This is a genomic window from Marinomonas spartinae (assembly GCF_016461715.1).
Classification (GTDB): Bacteria; Pseudomonadota; Gammaproteobacteria; order Pseudomonadales; family Marinomonadaceae; genus Marinomonas; species Marinomonas spartinae_A.
The window spans coordinates 270,409-286,703 of the sequence record NZ_JAEMUI010000004.1; the positions used below are offsets into that span (position 1 = coordinate 270,409).

Annotated in this window: 15 protein-coding genes; 11 read left to right on the forward strand and 4 right to left on the reverse strand. The window is 44.6% G+C overall.

Features of this window, described 5'->3' with window-relative positions; translation table 11 throughout:
• Positions 1 to 231 precede the first annotated feature (231 nt).
• The 7 genes from JHD45_RS06560 to JHD45_RS06590 all read left to right on the forward strand — a co-directional run bounded on the left by JHD45_RS06560 (position 232) and on the right by JHD45_RS06590 (position 7,870).
• A complete protein-coding gene (locus tag JHD45_RS06560) occupies positions 232 to 1,698 on the forward strand; it encodes an NAD-dependent succinate-semialdehyde dehydrogenase (RefSeq protein WP_199475731.1) in 1,467 nt (488 codons plus the stop codon).
• Positions 1,699 to 1,820: 122 nt separating this feature from the next.
• Positions 1,821 to 3,098: a 4-aminobutyrate--2-oxoglutarate transaminase gene (gene gabT, locus JHD45_RS06565; protein WP_199475705.1), complete on the forward strand. Its 1,278-nt coding sequence runs from the start codon at positions 1,821 to 1,823 to the stop codon at positions 3,096 to 3,098.
• 273 nt (positions 3,099 to 3,371) lie between these two features.
• Positions 3,372 to 4,424, forward strand: a complete 1,053-nt coding sequence (locus JHD45_RS06570; protein WP_199475706.1) for an ABC transporter substrate-binding protein — start codon at positions 3,372 to 3,374, stop codon at positions 4,422 to 4,424.
• A gap of 7 nt (positions 4,425 to 4,431) precedes the next feature.
• Positions 4,432 to 5,247 carry an alkaline phosphatase family protein gene (locus JHD45_RS06575; RefSeq protein WP_199475707.1) on the forward strand — a complete coding sequence of 272 codons (816 nt, stop codon included), beginning with the start codon at positions 4,432 to 4,434 and terminating at the stop codon, positions 5,245 to 5,247.
• Positions 5,244 to 6,077, forward strand: a complete 834-nt coding sequence (locus JHD45_RS06580; RefSeq protein WP_199475708.1) for an ABC transporter permease — start codon at positions 5,244 to 5,246, stop codon at positions 6,075 to 6,077. Before JHD45_RS06575 ends, JHD45_RS06580 begins: the two co-directional genes overlap by 4 nt.
• The gene (locus JHD45_RS06585; protein ID WP_067011880.1) at positions 6,067 to 6,846 is read left to right on the forward strand and encodes an ABC transporter permease; all 780 of its coding nucleotides are present in this window, start codon (positions 6,067 to 6,069) and stop codon (positions 6,844 to 6,846) included. Before JHD45_RS06580 ends, JHD45_RS06585 begins: the two co-directional genes overlap by 11 nt.
• 10 nt (positions 6,847 to 6,856) lie before the next feature.
• Positions 6,857 to 7,870 (forward strand): ABC transporter ATP-binding protein, encoded by a 1,014-nt coding sequence (locus JHD45_RS06590; protein ID WP_199475709.1) that lies wholly within the window; start codon positions 6,857 to 6,859, stop codon positions 7,868 to 7,870.
• A 112-nt stretch (positions 7,871 to 7,982) separates the two neighbouring features.
• Here the strand turns inward: JHD45_RS06590 and JHD45_RS06595 are convergent, their stop codons facing one another.
• The gene (locus JHD45_RS06595; RefSeq protein ID WP_199475710.1) at positions 7,983 to 8,174 is read right to left on the reverse strand and encodes a hypothetical protein; all 192 of its coding nucleotides are present in this window, start codon (positions 8,172 to 8,174) and stop codon (positions 7,983 to 7,985) included.
• A gap of 132 nt (positions 8,175 to 8,306) precedes the next feature.
• Between JHD45_RS06595 and JHD45_RS06600 the strand changes: the two genes are divergently transcribed.
• Complete coding sequence (locus JHD45_RS06600; protein WP_199475711.1) at positions 8,307 to 9,251, forward strand: LysR substrate-binding domain-containing protein; 945 nt, start codon at positions 8,307 to 8,309, stop codon at positions 9,249 to 9,251.
• Positions 9,252 to 9,257: 6 nt separating this feature from the next.
• Here JHD45_RS06600 and JHD45_RS06605 read toward each other — a convergent pair whose 3' ends face one another.
• Together JHD45_RS06605 and JHD45_RS06610 are read right to left on the reverse strand one after the other, a co-directional pair.
• Positions 9,258 to 10,169 (reverse strand): sugar kinase, encoded by a 912-nt coding sequence (locus JHD45_RS06605; RefSeq protein ID WP_199475712.1) that lies wholly within the window; start codon positions 10,167 to 10,169, stop codon positions 9,258 to 9,260.
• A 144-nt stretch (positions 10,170 to 10,313) separates the two neighbouring features.
• The gene (locus JHD45_RS06610) at positions 10,314 to 11,258 is read right to left on the reverse strand and encodes a LysR family transcriptional regulator (protein ID WP_199475713.1); all 945 of its coding nucleotides are present in this window, start codon (positions 11,256 to 11,258) and stop codon (positions 10,314 to 10,316) included.
• Between the two features lie 658 nt (positions 11,259 to 11,916).
• On the opposite strand from JHD45_RS06610, the gene JHD45_RS06615 reads away from it, so the two are divergent.
• The 3 genes from JHD45_RS06615 to JHD45_RS06625 all read left to right on the forward strand — a co-directional run bounded on the left by JHD45_RS06615 (position 11,917) and on the right by JHD45_RS06625 (position 14,947).
• A complete protein-coding gene (locus JHD45_RS06615) occupies positions 11,917 to 12,954 on the forward strand; it encodes a TRAP transporter substrate-binding protein (RefSeq protein ID WP_199475714.1) in 1,038 nt (345 codons plus the stop codon).
• A 116-nt stretch (positions 12,955 to 13,070) separates the two neighbouring features.
• Positions 13,071 to 13,625: a TRAP transporter small permease subunit gene (locus JHD45_RS06620; protein WP_199475715.1), complete on the forward strand. Its 555-nt coding sequence runs from the start codon at positions 13,071 to 13,073 to the stop codon at positions 13,623 to 13,625.
• Complete coding sequence (locus JHD45_RS06625) at positions 13,625 to 14,947, forward strand: TRAP transporter large permease (protein WP_199475732.1); 1,323 nt, start codon at positions 13,625 to 13,627, stop codon at positions 14,945 to 14,947. The genes JHD45_RS06620 and JHD45_RS06625 overlap by 1 nt, the downstream gene beginning before the upstream one ends.
• Before the next feature lie 353 nt (positions 14,948 to 15,300).
• Here the strand turns inward: JHD45_RS06625 and JHD45_RS06630 are convergent.
• Positions 15,301 to 16,295: MATE family efflux transporter (locus JHD45_RS06630; protein WP_199475716.1), on the reverse strand; the 995-nt coding region annotated here is incomplete at its 5' end.

Sequence of the window (16,295 nt, forward strand, 5' to 3'; positions counted from 1 at the left end):
ACAATCAATTTCAAATGAGAAGATAAGAGTACTCGGTTTTTCATCTCCTCTTTCTTTAAGTGAGTCAGTTAAGTCACCTTGCTCGAATAGGCTCATTGTTTGAAACACATCAAACATTGAATTGATAGCTTGCCCTTTTTTCTCTTCTTGCCTTTACCTACTATCGAAACATGCGATTGAGTTCTAGTACTCAGTAAAACCACCAGCATGTGACCAAATTTGGAGTTCATGATGCAAGTAGAGTTAACCCAAGCTTCATTGCTTAAAAGCCATTCCTACATCAATGGCGAGTGGGTTGCCGCACAATCAGGCAATACCTTTGCAATTACCAATCCCTCAAATGGCCAGCATCTTATCGATGTTGCCGACCTAGGTGCCGATGAAACAAATGCTGCAGTAGAAGCGGCCAATAAAGCATTGAAAGGTTGGCAAGCACTTACTGCAAAGGAACGCGCCACACTATTGCGTCGCTGGAACCAACTGATTCTAGACAACCAAGATGACCTCGCTAAACTGATGACCTTAGAGCAGGGTAAACCCTTAGCGGAAGCAAAAGGGGAAGTGGCGTATGGTGCCTCTTTTATTGATTGGTTTGCTGATGAAGCGCGTCGTTTAAATGGTGATGTGATTCCCACCCATGCCAAAGACAAACGTGTTTTAACCATTAAGCAAGGCATTGGTGTGGTCGCGGCGATTACGCCTTGGAACTTCCCCATCGCCATGATCACCCGTAAAGCTGGCCCAGCGTTGGCGGCTGGTTGTACCATTGTCATTAAGCCTTCTGACGAAACACCTCTGTGCGCTTTGGCGCTAGCGGAGCTGGCCCATCAAGCAGGTATTCCCGCTGGTGTATTAAATGTGGTGGTCGGCAAAGATGCGAAAGCCATCGGTGGTGTCTTAACAGGCCATCCTACGGTGCGGAAATTGTCTTTCACAGGCTCAACCCCTGTTGGCAAATTGCTGTTATCTCAGTGCGCTCAAACGGTGAAGCGTACTTCAATGGAATTGGGAGGTAACGCGCCTTTTATTGTCTTTGACGATGCCGATCTGGATGCAGCGGTAGAAGGAGCCATTGCCTCTAAATACCGTAACGCCGGACAAACCTGCGTTTGTGCCAACCGTATATTGGTGCAAGAAGGCGTGTACGAGGCGTTTGCCGACAAACTGGCCAAACGTGTTGCTAGCTTTAAAACTGGAGATGGTTTTGGCGAGGGCGTGAATATTGGTCCTTTGATCAACGCAGCTGCCATTGAAAAAGTGGAAGCCTTAGTCAGTAACGCCATTGAAAAAGGCGCAAAAACGCTGATTGGCGGTTCAAAAGCCAGCACGATCGGTACACAGTTCTTTGAGCCCACCATTTTAACTGACGTAACCGAAGACATGGACATCTTCTCCAATGAGATCTTTGGTCCAGTGGCACCATTGTTTAAATTTAAAACCGAAGAAGAAGCCGTTGCCATGGCAAACAATACCCCATTTGGCTTGGCATCTTACTTCTATTCTCAAAATATCGGTCGTATTTGGCGTGTGTCTGAAGCTTTGGAATACGGCATGGTTGGCATCAACGAAGGCATTATCTCGACGGAAGTAGCGCCATTTGGTGGGGTTAAAGAGTCCGGTAGTGGCCGCGAAGGGTCCCAATACGGTATCGACGAATACGTTGAAATCAAATACTTGTGCATGGGCGGCTTGGCGTAAGGGATTCCTTAACTCAACTAGGCTTATCTCAACTCACTTGTATCTCAATTAAGAACAAGCGGTGCGATGACGCTACCGCTTTATGTACATAACGTAGAGCATGCTCTAAAGGTGAAGACAAAATGAAAAACGCAGATTTACAAAAACGCAAAGAAAGTGCGATTGCTCGTGGTCAAGGCAACATGGCCCCTTTGTATGTTGACCGAGCTTTAAACGCAGAAATCTGGGACGTAGAAGGTAAACGCCATATTGATTTCGGCGCAGGTATTGCAGTTGTAAACACAGGCCACAATCACCCGAAAGTGAAAGCTGCGGTCCAAGCCCAGCTAGAACGCTTCACCCACACTTGTGTGATGGTCAGCCCGTACGAATCCGCTGTTGCCTTGGCCGAAAAACTCAATGCTGCGGCACCTGGTAATACACCGAAAAAATCCATCTTCGTTACCACTGGTGCCGAAGCGGTCGAGAACTGCGTGAAAATCGCTCGTGCTTATACAGGGCGTCCTGGCATCATTGCGTTCAACGGTGGCTTCCATGGTCGTACTAATATGACTATGGGATTAACAGGTAAGGTCAACCCATATAAAATTGGCTTTGGTCCTTTCCCAAGCGATATTTACCATATTCCTTTCCCAAATGAGTATTTGGGCATTACTGAAGAGCAAGCACTTGCTGACCTTCAAATGCGCTTTACATGTGATATTGAACCTTCTCGAGTGGCGGCGATTATCATCGAGCCAGTACAAGGTGAAGGGGGCTTCTACCCAGCATCAGCCAGTTTCCTACAATCACTACGTAAGCTGTGTGATGACCACGGTATTTTGCTGATCCTTGATGAAATTCAAGCAGGCTTTGCCCGTACTGGTACCATGTTCTGCCACGAACAAGCAGGCATCGAAGCTGACCTTATGACTACCGCAAAAGGCATCGCAGGTGGCTTCCCGCTAGCGGCCGTTGTCGGTAAAGCGGACATTATGGATGCACCGATCCCTGGCGGCCTAGGCGGTACATACGGTGGTTCTCCTGTGGGTTGTGCCGCAGGTCTTGCCGTATTTGAAGCAATCGAAGAAGAAAAACTCTGTGACCGCGCAAAACAAATCGGAGCACACTTTGCAGAGCATCTAACCGCTCTGCAAGCAGAATATCCACAAATCATCGGTGACGTTCGTCATGTTGGTGCCATGATTGCAGTAGAATTCGTACAAGATGGGGATGTGAACAAGCCTTACCCTGAGCTTGCTAAAAAACTCTCTGCTAAAGCAGGAGAAAACGGTTTGATACTGCTTTCTTGTGGTATTCGCGGTAACGTGATTCGCTTCCTACCAGCGTTAACGATTGAAACCAGCATCATTGACGAAGGCATGGAAATCTTCAAACGCTGCTTTAAAGAGCTGGTTTAACAACCCATAAGATCACCCTTCAAAACGCTGTTCTGAGCCATCGGAGCAGCGTTTTTTTATGCTCGACATAATGCTCGCTCCATCAATAACGCACAAATAGAATGAGCTCATCTATTTTTGCGAATCTCTAGGACTAAGTGTGTCCCTATAGGTCACGACTTTTTGCTCTGTCATCAATGTTTCACCGTCGTGACTTCATTCTGTCACTTACATTTTATTACATTGTTCGTCTATTCCTTACTACTCTTACGCCATTTGGAGATCAAAACGCTTATGAAAAAGCTGATGTTTGCCGCCAGCGCTATTGCTGTGCTCAGTAGCCAACTAACCTTTGCCTCATCGACCATTCCAGCCGAATTGATAAAAAAAGCCCAGCAAGAAGGCGAGGTAGTCAGTGTGGGGATGCCCGATAGCTGGGCTAACTGGAAAGAAACGTGGCAAGACTTAAAAACTAAATATGGTATCCAACATCAAGATACTGACATGAGCTCAGCACAAGAAATCGCGCGTTTTGCCTCTGAAAAAAACCATGCAACGGCCGATATTGGTGACATTGGTTTTGGCTTTGCCAAAATTGCCAAGCAGAAAAACATTCTGCTGCCTTATAAGCCCACCACTTGGAACGATATTCCAAACTGGGCGAAAGATCCCGACGGTTATTGGGCAATGGGGTACACAGGTACGATTGCCTTCATTATTAATAACAAACTGGTCAAAAACATTCCCCATAGCTGGCATGATCTATTAAAAGGCCACTACCGTGTTTCTCTTGGGGATGTGGGTTCGGCAGCACAAGCCAATAACGCCATCCTAGCCTGTGCCTACGCTAATGGTGGCAGTGAAAGAAACATCGAACCCGCCTTAAAATTCTTCGCAGAATTAGCAAAACAAGGTCGTCTATCACCGAGTGAACCAAGCCTTGCCAATTTGGAAAAAGGCGAAGTAGAAGTGGGCGTCATGTGGGATTTTAACGCCTTGAATTACCGCGACAAAATTGATCGCAGCAAATTTACTGTGTTGATTCCTTCTGATGGTTCGGTGACCTCAGGCTATGTTTCTATCATTAACAAATACGCTCCTCACCCATGGGCGGCAAAATTAACACGGGAATATATCTTCTCTGATGCTGGGCAAATTAACCTAGCCCGTGGCTATGCTCGACCCATCCGTACCGATGTCAAGCTGCCAGCGGATGCGAAGAATAAGCTGTTGCCTAACTCTGAGTATAAAAATGCTCACCCTATTCGTGATTTCAAAGCATGGCGCTATGTCTCTAGCCGTTTACCACAAGAGTGGCAAAGCCAAGTTATGATTTACCAACACTGAGGTTAGTATGTCCAGACGCGTCATATATATTGTACTGGACGGTTTAAGTGATCTGGTGGCCCGTGAGCACATGGGCTACCTACTTGCTTTGACCGAAGCCAATATCGCCACTCATTATACCATTGCCTGTGAGCTGCCTGGGATTTCACGCCCCCTCTACGAGTGCCTATTAACAGGAGCCACACCGGTTGAAAGTGGCGTGCTGCACAATCAAGTGGTTCGCCTTAGTAATCAGACCAGCTTATTCGATCTGGCCCGTTCACAGGGGAAAACCACCGCCGCCGCAGCCTATCATTGGGTCAGTGAACTCTATAATAATGCCCCTTATGATCCCGTAAGAGATCGCATCACGTGTGCACCTTCGCTGCCGATCCAGTACGGGATGTTTTATCACAAAGATCATTATCCAGATGATCACTTATTTTTGGACGCCGAGTATCTGCGCCGTACTTATGATCCAGATTTACTCCTGATCCACCCGATGAACATTGACGATGCGGGCCATAAGTTTGCTTTTGATTCCAAGCAATATCGTAATCAAGCGCGTATGACGGATGGCATTTTGTCAAACTGGCTACCCAGCTGGTTAGAGCAGGGCTATCAGATCGTCATCACCGCCGATCATGGTATGAATAACGATTTTAGCCATGGCGGTATCCTGCCGGAAGAACGCCAAGTGCCCTTGTTTGTAATGGGGGAGGTGTTTAGCCATGATAAGTTTGCCAGCCCTAAACAGACACAATTGTGTGGCTTGGTCGCCGATATTCTCAAGCTACCTCATGACAAGCCGAACTGCCGAACCATGCTTAAGGACGTCCCGTGAACAATCGATTATGTCGCCCGTTTTTGGTGTTCATTCCTTTTTTCATCATCTTGGGACTGTTTCAACTGGCCCCTTTGGTTTGGGTCGTTATCAACAGTTTCATCAATAATGACGGCCATTGGTCACTGGCCAATTATCAGCAAGTGGTGAGTTCGCCATTCTACCGGCAGGCCTTTACCCATAGCTTTTTGGTATCGATTTTTTCTGCGGTGGCGGGTTTGCTCATCGCGACCATAGGCTGTGCCTCGCTCCGCCATATGCAGGGAAAAATACGCAATATCATGATTGCCTTTACCAATATGACCAGTAACTTCGCGGGTGTGCCGCTGGCGTTTGCTTTCATTATTGTCTTGGGCTTTAACGGGGCAATCACCTTGATTCTGCGCAAATGGGGATGGATAAACAGTTTTGATCTGTATGGTACTCAAGGCTTGTCCGTCGTCTATACCTATTTTCAGATTCCGCTTGCCATGTTGTTACTCTATCCCGCGTTTGATGCCTTAAAAGTTGATTGGGAGGAGGCAGCCAGTTTATTAGGGGCTTCTCACCGCTATTATTGGCAACATATTGCACTACCAGTTCTTAGCCCGGCGTTATTAGGCACCTTCATCATTTTATTAGCCAATGGCTTAGGTACCTATGCAACGGCTTATACTCTGACCTCAGGCAACTACAATTTGGTCACGGTGCGCATTGCTAACTTGGTCGCAGGGGATTTATTTCTGCAACCCAATCTCGCCGCTGCGATTTCGGTCATCTTGATGTCCCTGTTAATTTTTATTACTTGTGTTAATCAATGGCTCGTTAAAAGGAGCTACCATGTCTACTAAACGTGCGATGGCTTATCACTATTCGGTTACCTGTTTTATCTATTTTCTGTTGCTCATTCCATTGCTCGCCACCTTGGTCTATTCCTTATGCGATCAATGGGGTGCCACCATTTTGCCCTCTGGTTTTACCTTTAAATGGTACATTCAGCTTTGGACAGATCCACGCTTTCTCACGGCACTCTATCACTCCATGACACTGGCCGTTGGGACGCTGATTCTCAGTGCCGTGTTAATTGTTCCTTGCGTGTTTGTGGTGTTTTACTACTATCCTAAGCTTGATACTGGGCTGAACATTTTGACCCTGCTGCCATTTGCTATCCCCCCAGTGGTGTCATCCGTTGGCTTATTGCAGCTTTATTCTGATTACCCATTACTGTTAACAGGTACTCCTTGGATTCTCGTCGGTTGTTATGTGGGCATTGCGCTACCTTTTATCTATCGTGCTGTGAACAACAACCTACGCGCCCTAAACGTGCATGACCTCATGGATGCCGCACGCCTATTAGGAGCCAGCAGTACTCAAGCTTTTTTTAAATTGATTTTACCCAACATTCGTAAAGGCTTGATGGCGTCTTTATTTCTGTCCTTCTCTTTCCTAATTGGTGAGTTTGTCTTTGCTAACCTGCTGGCTGGCGCCAATTTTGAGACATTACAGGTCTATCTCTACAACATGCAGCAAAACAGCAGCCATTTTACTTCTGCATTGGTGATTTCATATTTCTCCATCACCTTGATACTGACACTGCTAGCCACTCGATTTAACCGTTAGGACGTCATCCATGAATTCAGTTGCCATTTCCCATTTAACAAAACGCTTTACTGAAAAAACGGTCTTCTCTGATATTAATTTAACCATTCAAGACGGCGAGTTTTTCACGCTATTAGGCCCTTCTGGCTGTGGTAAATCCACACTATTACGCTGTTTGGCAGGACTCACCCAAGTCGACAACGGAACCATACAATTAGGCGAACGGGACATCACTCACCTTGCTCCACAAAAACGAGATATTGGCATGGTGTTCCAAAGCTACGCGCTGTTTCCCAACCTCACGGTAAGAGAAAATGTCGCCTTCGGTTTGCGTATTCAAAAGCTGGATACTAAGCAAATCAAACAGCGTGTCGATGACATCCTCGCACTGGTTGAGCTAGGAGAGTTTGCCGAGCGTTATCCTCATTCTTTATCAGGCGGTCAGCGCCAACGGGTGGCGTTAGCCCGCAGCTTGGTGGTACGACCCAAAATGCTCTTACTAGATGAGCCCCTATCGGCACTTGATGCACGTATTCGCAAGCATTTACGCCAGCAAATCTGTGCCATTCAAAGGGAGTTAAAACTCACAACGGTCTTCGTCACCCACGATCAAGAAGAAGCCTTGACCATGTCGGACCGTATTGCTTTGATGAACGAAGGTAAAATCATACAATGTGACCCACCGGAAAAGCTCTATATCGAACCAAGCTCCGACTTTACTGCCCGCTTTATGGGACAATATAACGTGCTGGATGCGGATCAAGCGCAACAACTGTTTAAAGAATCCTATCAAGGTTCGCTCGCGATTCGCCCTGAGTCGATTTATGTCTTTGAGGATAACCGACAATACGATGAGCGATTTTCAGAGAAAATTGCCGCCACCGTCAAAAGTCACCAATTACTGGGCTCCATCATCCGTTATCAACTGATCGCCAATAATGTTGAACTTACCGTCGATCTACTCAATCGTCACGCGGAACGACTGTTTGATGTGGGAAGCGAACTCTCTATCTTGATTGATAAGTCGGCCATGCGTCATCTCTAATCTATAGCAGGTAGGAACAAATAGCCAAACGCTCTGAAAAAAGGATACAGTTATCATCCCCTATCAAGTCGCTGGATTCGCTGCAGCGGCTTGAATAGGAGTTGAGAAGCTCTTAGGGAAGGTCGTGACGATTCGAATTATAAGGAGGTAACCCCATATCTCGTTTAACAAAATCCGGTAGATGACGAGATGACTGCTGTATATTCTGCTCTTTACGATAGATTTCCTTATCCTGTCTTTTTTTCTTTTGGTCTTTATACCATTTGATTATTTTTTGGTTTAACCATAACAATAATGTCCACATAGCCTTCTCTCCTTGTCTGTAGGCTTGTATTATTAAAAAGAAATGCATAAAAAACGAACGTTGTATTCTTACGATATACATTAGAAAATCTTATATACTGCTGTTTTCGACCACCCCACATGGACGCCACCCATGAACACACGAGTTTCCCATCTCAAAGCCACACATTATTTCTGTATTGCCAGTCAAACTTTGAGTTACACCAAGGCAGCCCAGCAACTCCACGTATCCCAAGCCGCCGTCAGCCAACAAATTCGCTTATTGGAAGACTATTTAGGGGTACCTTTGTTTTATCGTCATGGCCGGGAAATGCGCTTAACGCGCCAAGGGCAACAATTGTCATCCCACCTGACTCAAGCGTTTGATCATATTCAAAAAGGCTTAGACAGTGTCAAACTCGAACCCTTAGAAGGGATTTTGGAAGTATCGGGTTTACAGAGTTTCGTATCCTTATGGTTGATGCCCAGATTATGGCGTTTCTCGGATCTGCACCAAGAAATTACAGTAAAGCTCTTTTCATCCGATGAACGAGAAGACATTCACTCCGGTAAAATAGACGTCATTATTGATAACAAGCTAACCAACGACAAAGAAGACATTGTTCAACAACGCTTATTATCTTCAGAGGTAATTCCCGTCTGTTCGCCCTTATTAGAAGCTCGAATTGGTTTTTATCATGCATCAGACCTATTGAAATGCTGGATGATTCAAGTTGATGATCCAGCCTATCAATGGAAGGTGTGGTTTGCTGAGCAGTCAATCTGTCCGATACGTACAGGTAATATTCCTTGGGCCGAAGTGAACTCTTGGTACATGGGCATCAGTGCAGTGAAAGCAGGGCACGGAGTGTTCCTATGCCCACGCTTTTTAGTAGAAGAAGAATTACAAGAAGGGACATTGGTAGAGGCCTTTCCTAAAGCCATTAATCAACCAATAGAGTTCTACGCCACCTACGCAAAAAGCTCCCCGAAAAAAGCACGCATTGAAGCCTTTGTTGATTGGACGCTCCTAGAAACCGAACGAAAAAATAAAAAACCCTCGGCGGATCACCCCCATCAAGCTCTGCCTTGGCCCTAATGCAGTTTAGTCAGTGAATAGATCTGACGGAATAATCGCGCCACGCTGCTGGATCACTTGCGCCGCTATAGTATGCGCTTTAAGAGCCGCTTCTTTAGGGCTAGCCCCCTGAAGAAGCCCTGCGATATAGCCACCATTGAATGAATCTCCAGCCCCAGTGGTATCAATCGGTGTAATACCTGGTAAGGCAGGCACGAGCGTTTTCTCTGACGCAATAAAACAACCTTTTGCCCCCATTTTGACAATCACATCACCAGCTCCCTGTGCTAACCAGAAAGCCGTCACCGTATCGGCGCTATTTAGGTCCTGCAGTGCCTCTTCGTCTTCTAGGGTCGTCATGACAATCGCTCCCGTTTTCGCTAGGGCTTGGAAGCTTGCTAATGCGTCGCGTTTTGATTCCCATAAAGCGGGGCGATAATTCGGATCAAAAATCACCTGACGACCCTGTTCTTTCAACGTATCGATTAACAACGCTCGATCATTAGGTGGTAAGATCGCCAACGAAATACCCGATAGATAAACCGTTGAGAAGGATTCTAACGACGCTAACAAACGATGACCCTCTTGCCCTTGGAACAGGCTTTTCGCCGCCGATTGTGAACGCCAATAGGTAAAATAGCGCTCCCCGTGGACATCGTTTTCGACTAAATAAAGCCCCACAGTGCAACCATCCATCTGACGGATGTATTGTGTATCAAGGCCCACGTTTTCTAAGGTTTGCACAAGTTCCTGACTCAACACATCCTTACCAACAGCGGTCATATAACTAACACGTTCATCTGTACCTAAAATATGCTTCAAATAGTAAGCTGTATTGAAAGTGTCCCCAGCGAAGCCTTTTTTTAATTGGTCAGGCTGATCCGATGCCATCAGTTCCACCATGCATTCACCAATGCAGACCACAGAACAATGTGTCATTGTGTTTTCCTCATCGATGGATCGTTGAGTTTTGCTAAATAGATAAATGCCACACAACCTACAATGCTAAGCTAAATGATAGGGTAGTTATGGGATAAACTTGCTACCCAATAAGCATGCTATTAATTCGTACGGGATCTCTGATCAGTAAGGTGCTTCATCTATCTGTTCCAAATCGAAGACACTACGAATTTGATTCATAAACAACTCGCGTGGTTTATTAGGCTGGGCGGTTTTTTTAGTCGTCACGGCGACCCCTAGGTTGTAGTGGCGTGTCTGAGTCGCAACGGCGACAATCTGCCCAGCGTCCACATATGGCTTGGCGTACAACTCTGGCAAAAAGCCAATATAACGACCTGATAGAATCAAAGCTAAACGGCTGTCATAAAAATAACTGATAGCCGCCAATTTCACATGGGATATTTGTTCGCTGGCTTGTTCATGGTGTTTCAAGCCTGCGTGGGAAGCGGGGAAATGGTCTATCTCTTGTTCTTGCTTTTTCTTCGACATAGCCACGAGCGGATGATCTTTTTCCGCATACACAAAGCAGTTGTCGCTGTATAAATGGATGTAGTCCAAGCCATCTAACTTGCGGTGATAGGGAATAAAGCCCACATCCGCCTCATCATTGAGAATCATCCTTTCAATATTCGTCATAGACGCCACATTCGTGGTAATAAATACTTCTGGTGCCGCTTGGGAAAAAGCGCGAATCAGCTCAGGGAAGCGGCTGCGCGAATCCAAACTCACTTTATCCGATAAGGCAATGCGCAACTGTCCAGTTAAACTGGCATTCAGGTTATTCACTGTGGTACGAAAGGCGTCCAGCGACTCCAATAATTGTTCCGTCATTTGGTAAATAATGACACCTTCTTCCGTTAGGGAAAAACCGCCTCGACCACGCTTACAAAGCACTAGGTTCAAACGGGACTCTAAATTTGAAATATGCAAACTGATGGTTGAACGGCCAATATTAAGGGCGGTTTCTGCCGCCGAAAAACCACCGCAATCCACCACGGTTTTAAATACCTTTAATTGCTTGATTTCGTAGTCACCAACCTGACCCAACGAATAATTCTTTGTGCTCATGGCTCCCCCTGATAGCGATATCGCACTTTTTGTAAGTCATTATTTTCTTAGTGCAATCCACAGCAAAGTCTACCAGAAGCCCTGATAGAAAGGGGATAGCATGAAGACGAATAGCAGACAAATATCACCACAAATGGATACAGATAATAAGCAGTACTAAATAAGACAACAAAAACACACTCAGACCAGTCAGAAAACAAAGGCTGTGATATATAGCAAAGCCACTTTCAATAAGATGGTTACCAGAGGAAGGGAAGCACTAATAGAGTGCATTGATGATTGTTACGCTTACACTTCTTGCTTGATTTTGCTGTACAAGTGCTGGAAAGCAGTAAACTGATACCGCATCTTACTGTATAAAATTAGTCATATATGTCAATTTATTGTCATTATATTGATATCGATTAAAAGTCGATCTTTCAACTAATTTTGCACCATATTGAGTCGGTTTTTATCCAAGATAGTGCATAAAAAGAAACGCCATTTATTTGATTTATTTGTATTTTTTATAGTTTTACTTTGTTTGGTGAAAACAAAACTTTAGGTGGATAAGGCACGATTTAACCTTTTAATGGTTTTTGAAAACATCAAAATAAGGACGAGATGTTATATTTTTGTCACATTTCTTTGCAAAATCCAATAATAAGGAAGTCATTTCATGCTTAAGACCGTAAAAAAACTAAAACAGCACCTAGTAGCAAGCTCTCTCGCCGTCGCTCTTAGCGTCGGAGCAATCGCTTCAACTGCCGTTCATGCCGCTGAGTACAACTGGCGTTTTGCTAACCTATACAGCCGTGGTACTGCTTTCGGTGCGGTCTACGAAGATTTGGCGAAAAACATTGAAGTTATGTCTAACGGCCGAATTAAAGTGCAAGTGCTTTACTCTGGCGAAGGTGTCGGCTCTTCTGGTATTTTTGGTGCGGTAAAAACGGGCCTAATCACCATGGGCGCACCATTTCAATCCCTAAACGCTGGGGAACTACCCGCTGGTATCGTGGAAATCGGTCTTCCTGGTGGCACTGATGATGTGGGCGATCTAAGTACTTTGTTTTACGAAAAAGGCTGGGCGCCCATTCTGAAAAAAGCCTATGGCGCGCAAGGCCTTGTTTGGCTTGACCCTTACATTCAGCCAGCGGTTTACATCATCACCAAAAAACCTATTAACTCCATTGCTGATTTCAAAGGCTTAAAAATCCGTGCGCCAGGCGCTTACGGTAAATTCCTACGTAACCTAGGTGCCTCTCCAGTGTCTTTGGCTTGGTCTGAAATCTACACAAGCCTTTCTACTGGCGTTATCGATGGTTCTATAGGCTCTAACATGATTGACCACCGCGATGGTAACCATGTTGAAGTGGCAAAATACATGTACCCACTTCCTCTAGCGGGCGCTCAAGTGTTGCCAATCATCGTCAACCAAAACGCTTGGAATAAACTTCCAGCTGACTTAAAAGCGATTGTTAAAGCTGCGACAGCTGTTCACGCTCAAGAGCAAATGACTAAGTCTCGTTTGTGGGAATCTCAAGCCGTTGCGGATATGGAAGCAAAAGGCTTGAAATGGAGCCCAGAGCCAAGTGCAGCAGATAAAGCAGAATGGAAAGCGGCGGGTGCGAAATTGATGGACGAATACGCGGCTCAAGATGAGTACAGCAAAGAGTTGATCGATATTCTTCGTAAAGATCAAGCTAGCAACCAATAAGTTAACTCGCTTTACCAAAGCAGGGCAGCCAGTGATTCTTAATGAATCCGCCAAGGTTGCCTTCGCTTTTTTCGCTCTACCCTAACAGGTATAAACATCCTAACAGGTATAAAACCATGATAATGACTGCGATCAGGCGCTACTGCCTAGGAGTCCACGCATTGGTGGCTTTCATCGGGAAATCTGTATCCTATTTGATGCCAATTTTAGCATTTGTTGTCGCATTTGAAGTCTTTTGCCGCTACATCCTAAACCATCCGACCGTTTGGGCTCACGATACCGCACTGTTTATTTTTGGCTACATTGCTGCACTTGGCGGCGCTTATGTCCAACAACAACGTGCTCATATCAATGTTGATATTTTGTACAACAAAGTATCACCTCGTATGCGCAGTTTGTTCAATATGATTTCATTCATTCTAGCCCTCTTCTTTGTTTTATTAGTTCTAAAAATGAGCTTTGGTAAATTCGAAGAAGCGCTGGAATTTAACTACCGTCGTCAAAGTGAATGGGCACCGCATATGCACCATTACTGGTTGATGATGTCAGTCGCAAGTGGATTGCTCGCCCTTCAACTTTCAAGCGACTGGATAGAAGAGTGTTACCACCTGTTTACGGGCAAGCAATTTCTACCAGATAACATCCGAGACACAGAGGAAAACGCCCAATGATGATGAGTATCGAAGTATTAACCGGCGTTTTATTTGTATGTGTTATTGCCGCATTCGCTCTAGGCGCCCCTGTTGGCCTAGCGCTTGGTGGTATCGCCATGGCAATTGGCTATGTAACTTGGGGCGATGCGCTCTTTAACGTCATTCCAACGACACTAGAAGACACTCACTTCAGTTTTATCCTGCTTGCGATTCCGTTGTACATCTACATGGGGCAGCTACTAACGCGCTCCGGCATTGGCGATGCTATGTTTAACGCCAGCCAAATGTTGATTGGCCGTGTTCGTGGTTCGTTAGCCATCAGTGTGATCGTCGTCTGTTCCATGATTGGAGCCATGGTAGGTATCATAGGCGCGGGCATCATGACGTCGGGCAGTATTGCGCTAAAACCCATGCTTGATCGAGGTTATGACAAACGCCTAGCCCTTGGCGTCATCATGGCTGGCGGTGGCTTGGGAATTTTGATTCCTCCTAGCATACCAATGATCATGTTTGCCTCATCAACACAAAACTCAGTAGGACGCATGTTTATTGGTGCCTTGATCCCGGCTCTGATCACCATAGTGCTATTGATCGCTTACGTGGTGATTTCTTGTAAGATGAATCCTAGCAGAGCCCCATTGGATGTGGTTCCAGAAAACCCGCCGACGCCAAAAGAGAAACTTCTAACCGTTCGCGATGGCTTGTTGTCATTGCTGCTGATCGTCGCCGTATTGGGCAGTATCATCCTAGGGATCGCGACGCCAACAGAATCCGGCGCCATCGGTGTTGTCGGCGCTATCATCTTAGCGATTCTATTTAAACGCTTTAAACCACGTATGGTGCAAAAAGCCGGTATGCAAGCCGCGATGCTCGTTAGCGTCGCCATGTGGATCATCTTTGGCGCCTCAGTATTCAGTAACTTCCATCTATTAATGGGCGTTCAAAGCATGGTCGCAGGATTCACACAAGACTTAGGCTGGCCGCCGATTGTCGTTATCATGATGTTTCAGGTCATCATGTTGCTGCTAGGCTTCATCATCGATGAATTTATCATCGTCTTGATGTGCGCGCCCATCTTCACACCGATTGCTGTATCGCTTGGCTACGATCCGATTTGGTTTGGTATCTTAATGATCCTGAACATTGAAATCGCGGTACAAACACCACCTTACGGCTTCGCCTTGTTCTACCTAAAGGGCATTGCACCACCAGGTATCACCATGTTGGATATCTATAAATCCATCACACCGTTTGTCATGATCAAATTTTTGGTACTGGTCATTGTGATGATGTTCCCAGAATTGGTTACTTGGTTACCTAGCCAACTAATGGATGGCTAAAACCAATACACAGGAAGAACACCGATATTAAAAAGGCGACTCATACAAATTGAGTCGCCTTTTTTATTTGAATTTACTCGATAAATTGCGCTATAGATTGCTCTATAGATTAGTAACGCTTCAAGATAATCGCTGCGTTGACGCCGCCAAAACCATTACACAACACGAAGAGTGTGTACGGATGGGGATGAATAACGGCGTGAAATGAACGCTTACTCAAGGAAGATGGTTTTATGGCTTAAATTGGTCGGGATACCTCAGGCTTAGAGCAAATTAGGTATCCGAATAAGAACAGAATGAGTATCCGAACTATATCGGAATCAGGATTACTCCGAAATATACACCCAACTACTTCAAACCCTATAAGTAATTCTTAAGAATTTATAAGACATATAAACTAGAGACAAACCGCTTGTTAATAACCCTAAACAAAAACCGAAAAAAATTCCTTTTGGGCCTAAATCAAATATAAATGCGAACAACAAACCACTACCCAACCCAACGATCCAATAACAAAATATACTAATAACAAGAGACTTAATTGTCTCATGCATTCCTCTAAGGATATATATCCCAGATACTTGTAATCCATCAAATATCATAAAAAAAGCTACAATTGATAACATCCACATAGTTACAGAGAACGCATTTTCGTTTTCTTTAGATGAAATAAAAACAGAAACTACAATAGAAGGATAGAAATAAAAAACAACAGATAACAAGAACATGACAATTATAACAAGTGAAAAAGTGGAATTCACAAGCAGTTTTGATTCTAATAATCTTCCACTCGATATCCATTGAGAGAGCTTTGCAGAAGCAACTTCACTTATACCTAGACTGATTACAAATGTGATCTCTAAGATTGAAAATATAACCGAAGTAGCAGCCAACCAATTAGAAGAGAAATATCCCATCATTATCATAACACATGTAAAAAGACCTCCTTCTAATATTTGTTGAATACCTGCAGGACCACCCTTTCTTAAAATATTAAAAACTACCACAATATTAGCTAAAAAGGGATTAATATGTTTAAATTTTAAGTCATATTTTACTTTAAGATATAGATGAACAATCAAAAAACCAATTACATTAACAATAAATGTAGCAAGACCTGCACCTTTAACACCCATTGCAGGTATTATACTAACACCATGAACCAATATAATATTAAGAACAATGTTTAAAGAAACTGCTACTGCAGCAGCCCAATAAAATATTCGAGTATCTTCAAGAGAGTTTAGTAAACATCTATATGATGCTAAAAACAAAGCAGGAAAAATTAAATATTTTGAATATAACAAATAGTCAGAATAAAAATCAACCGTTTTCTCTTCATAGCTTA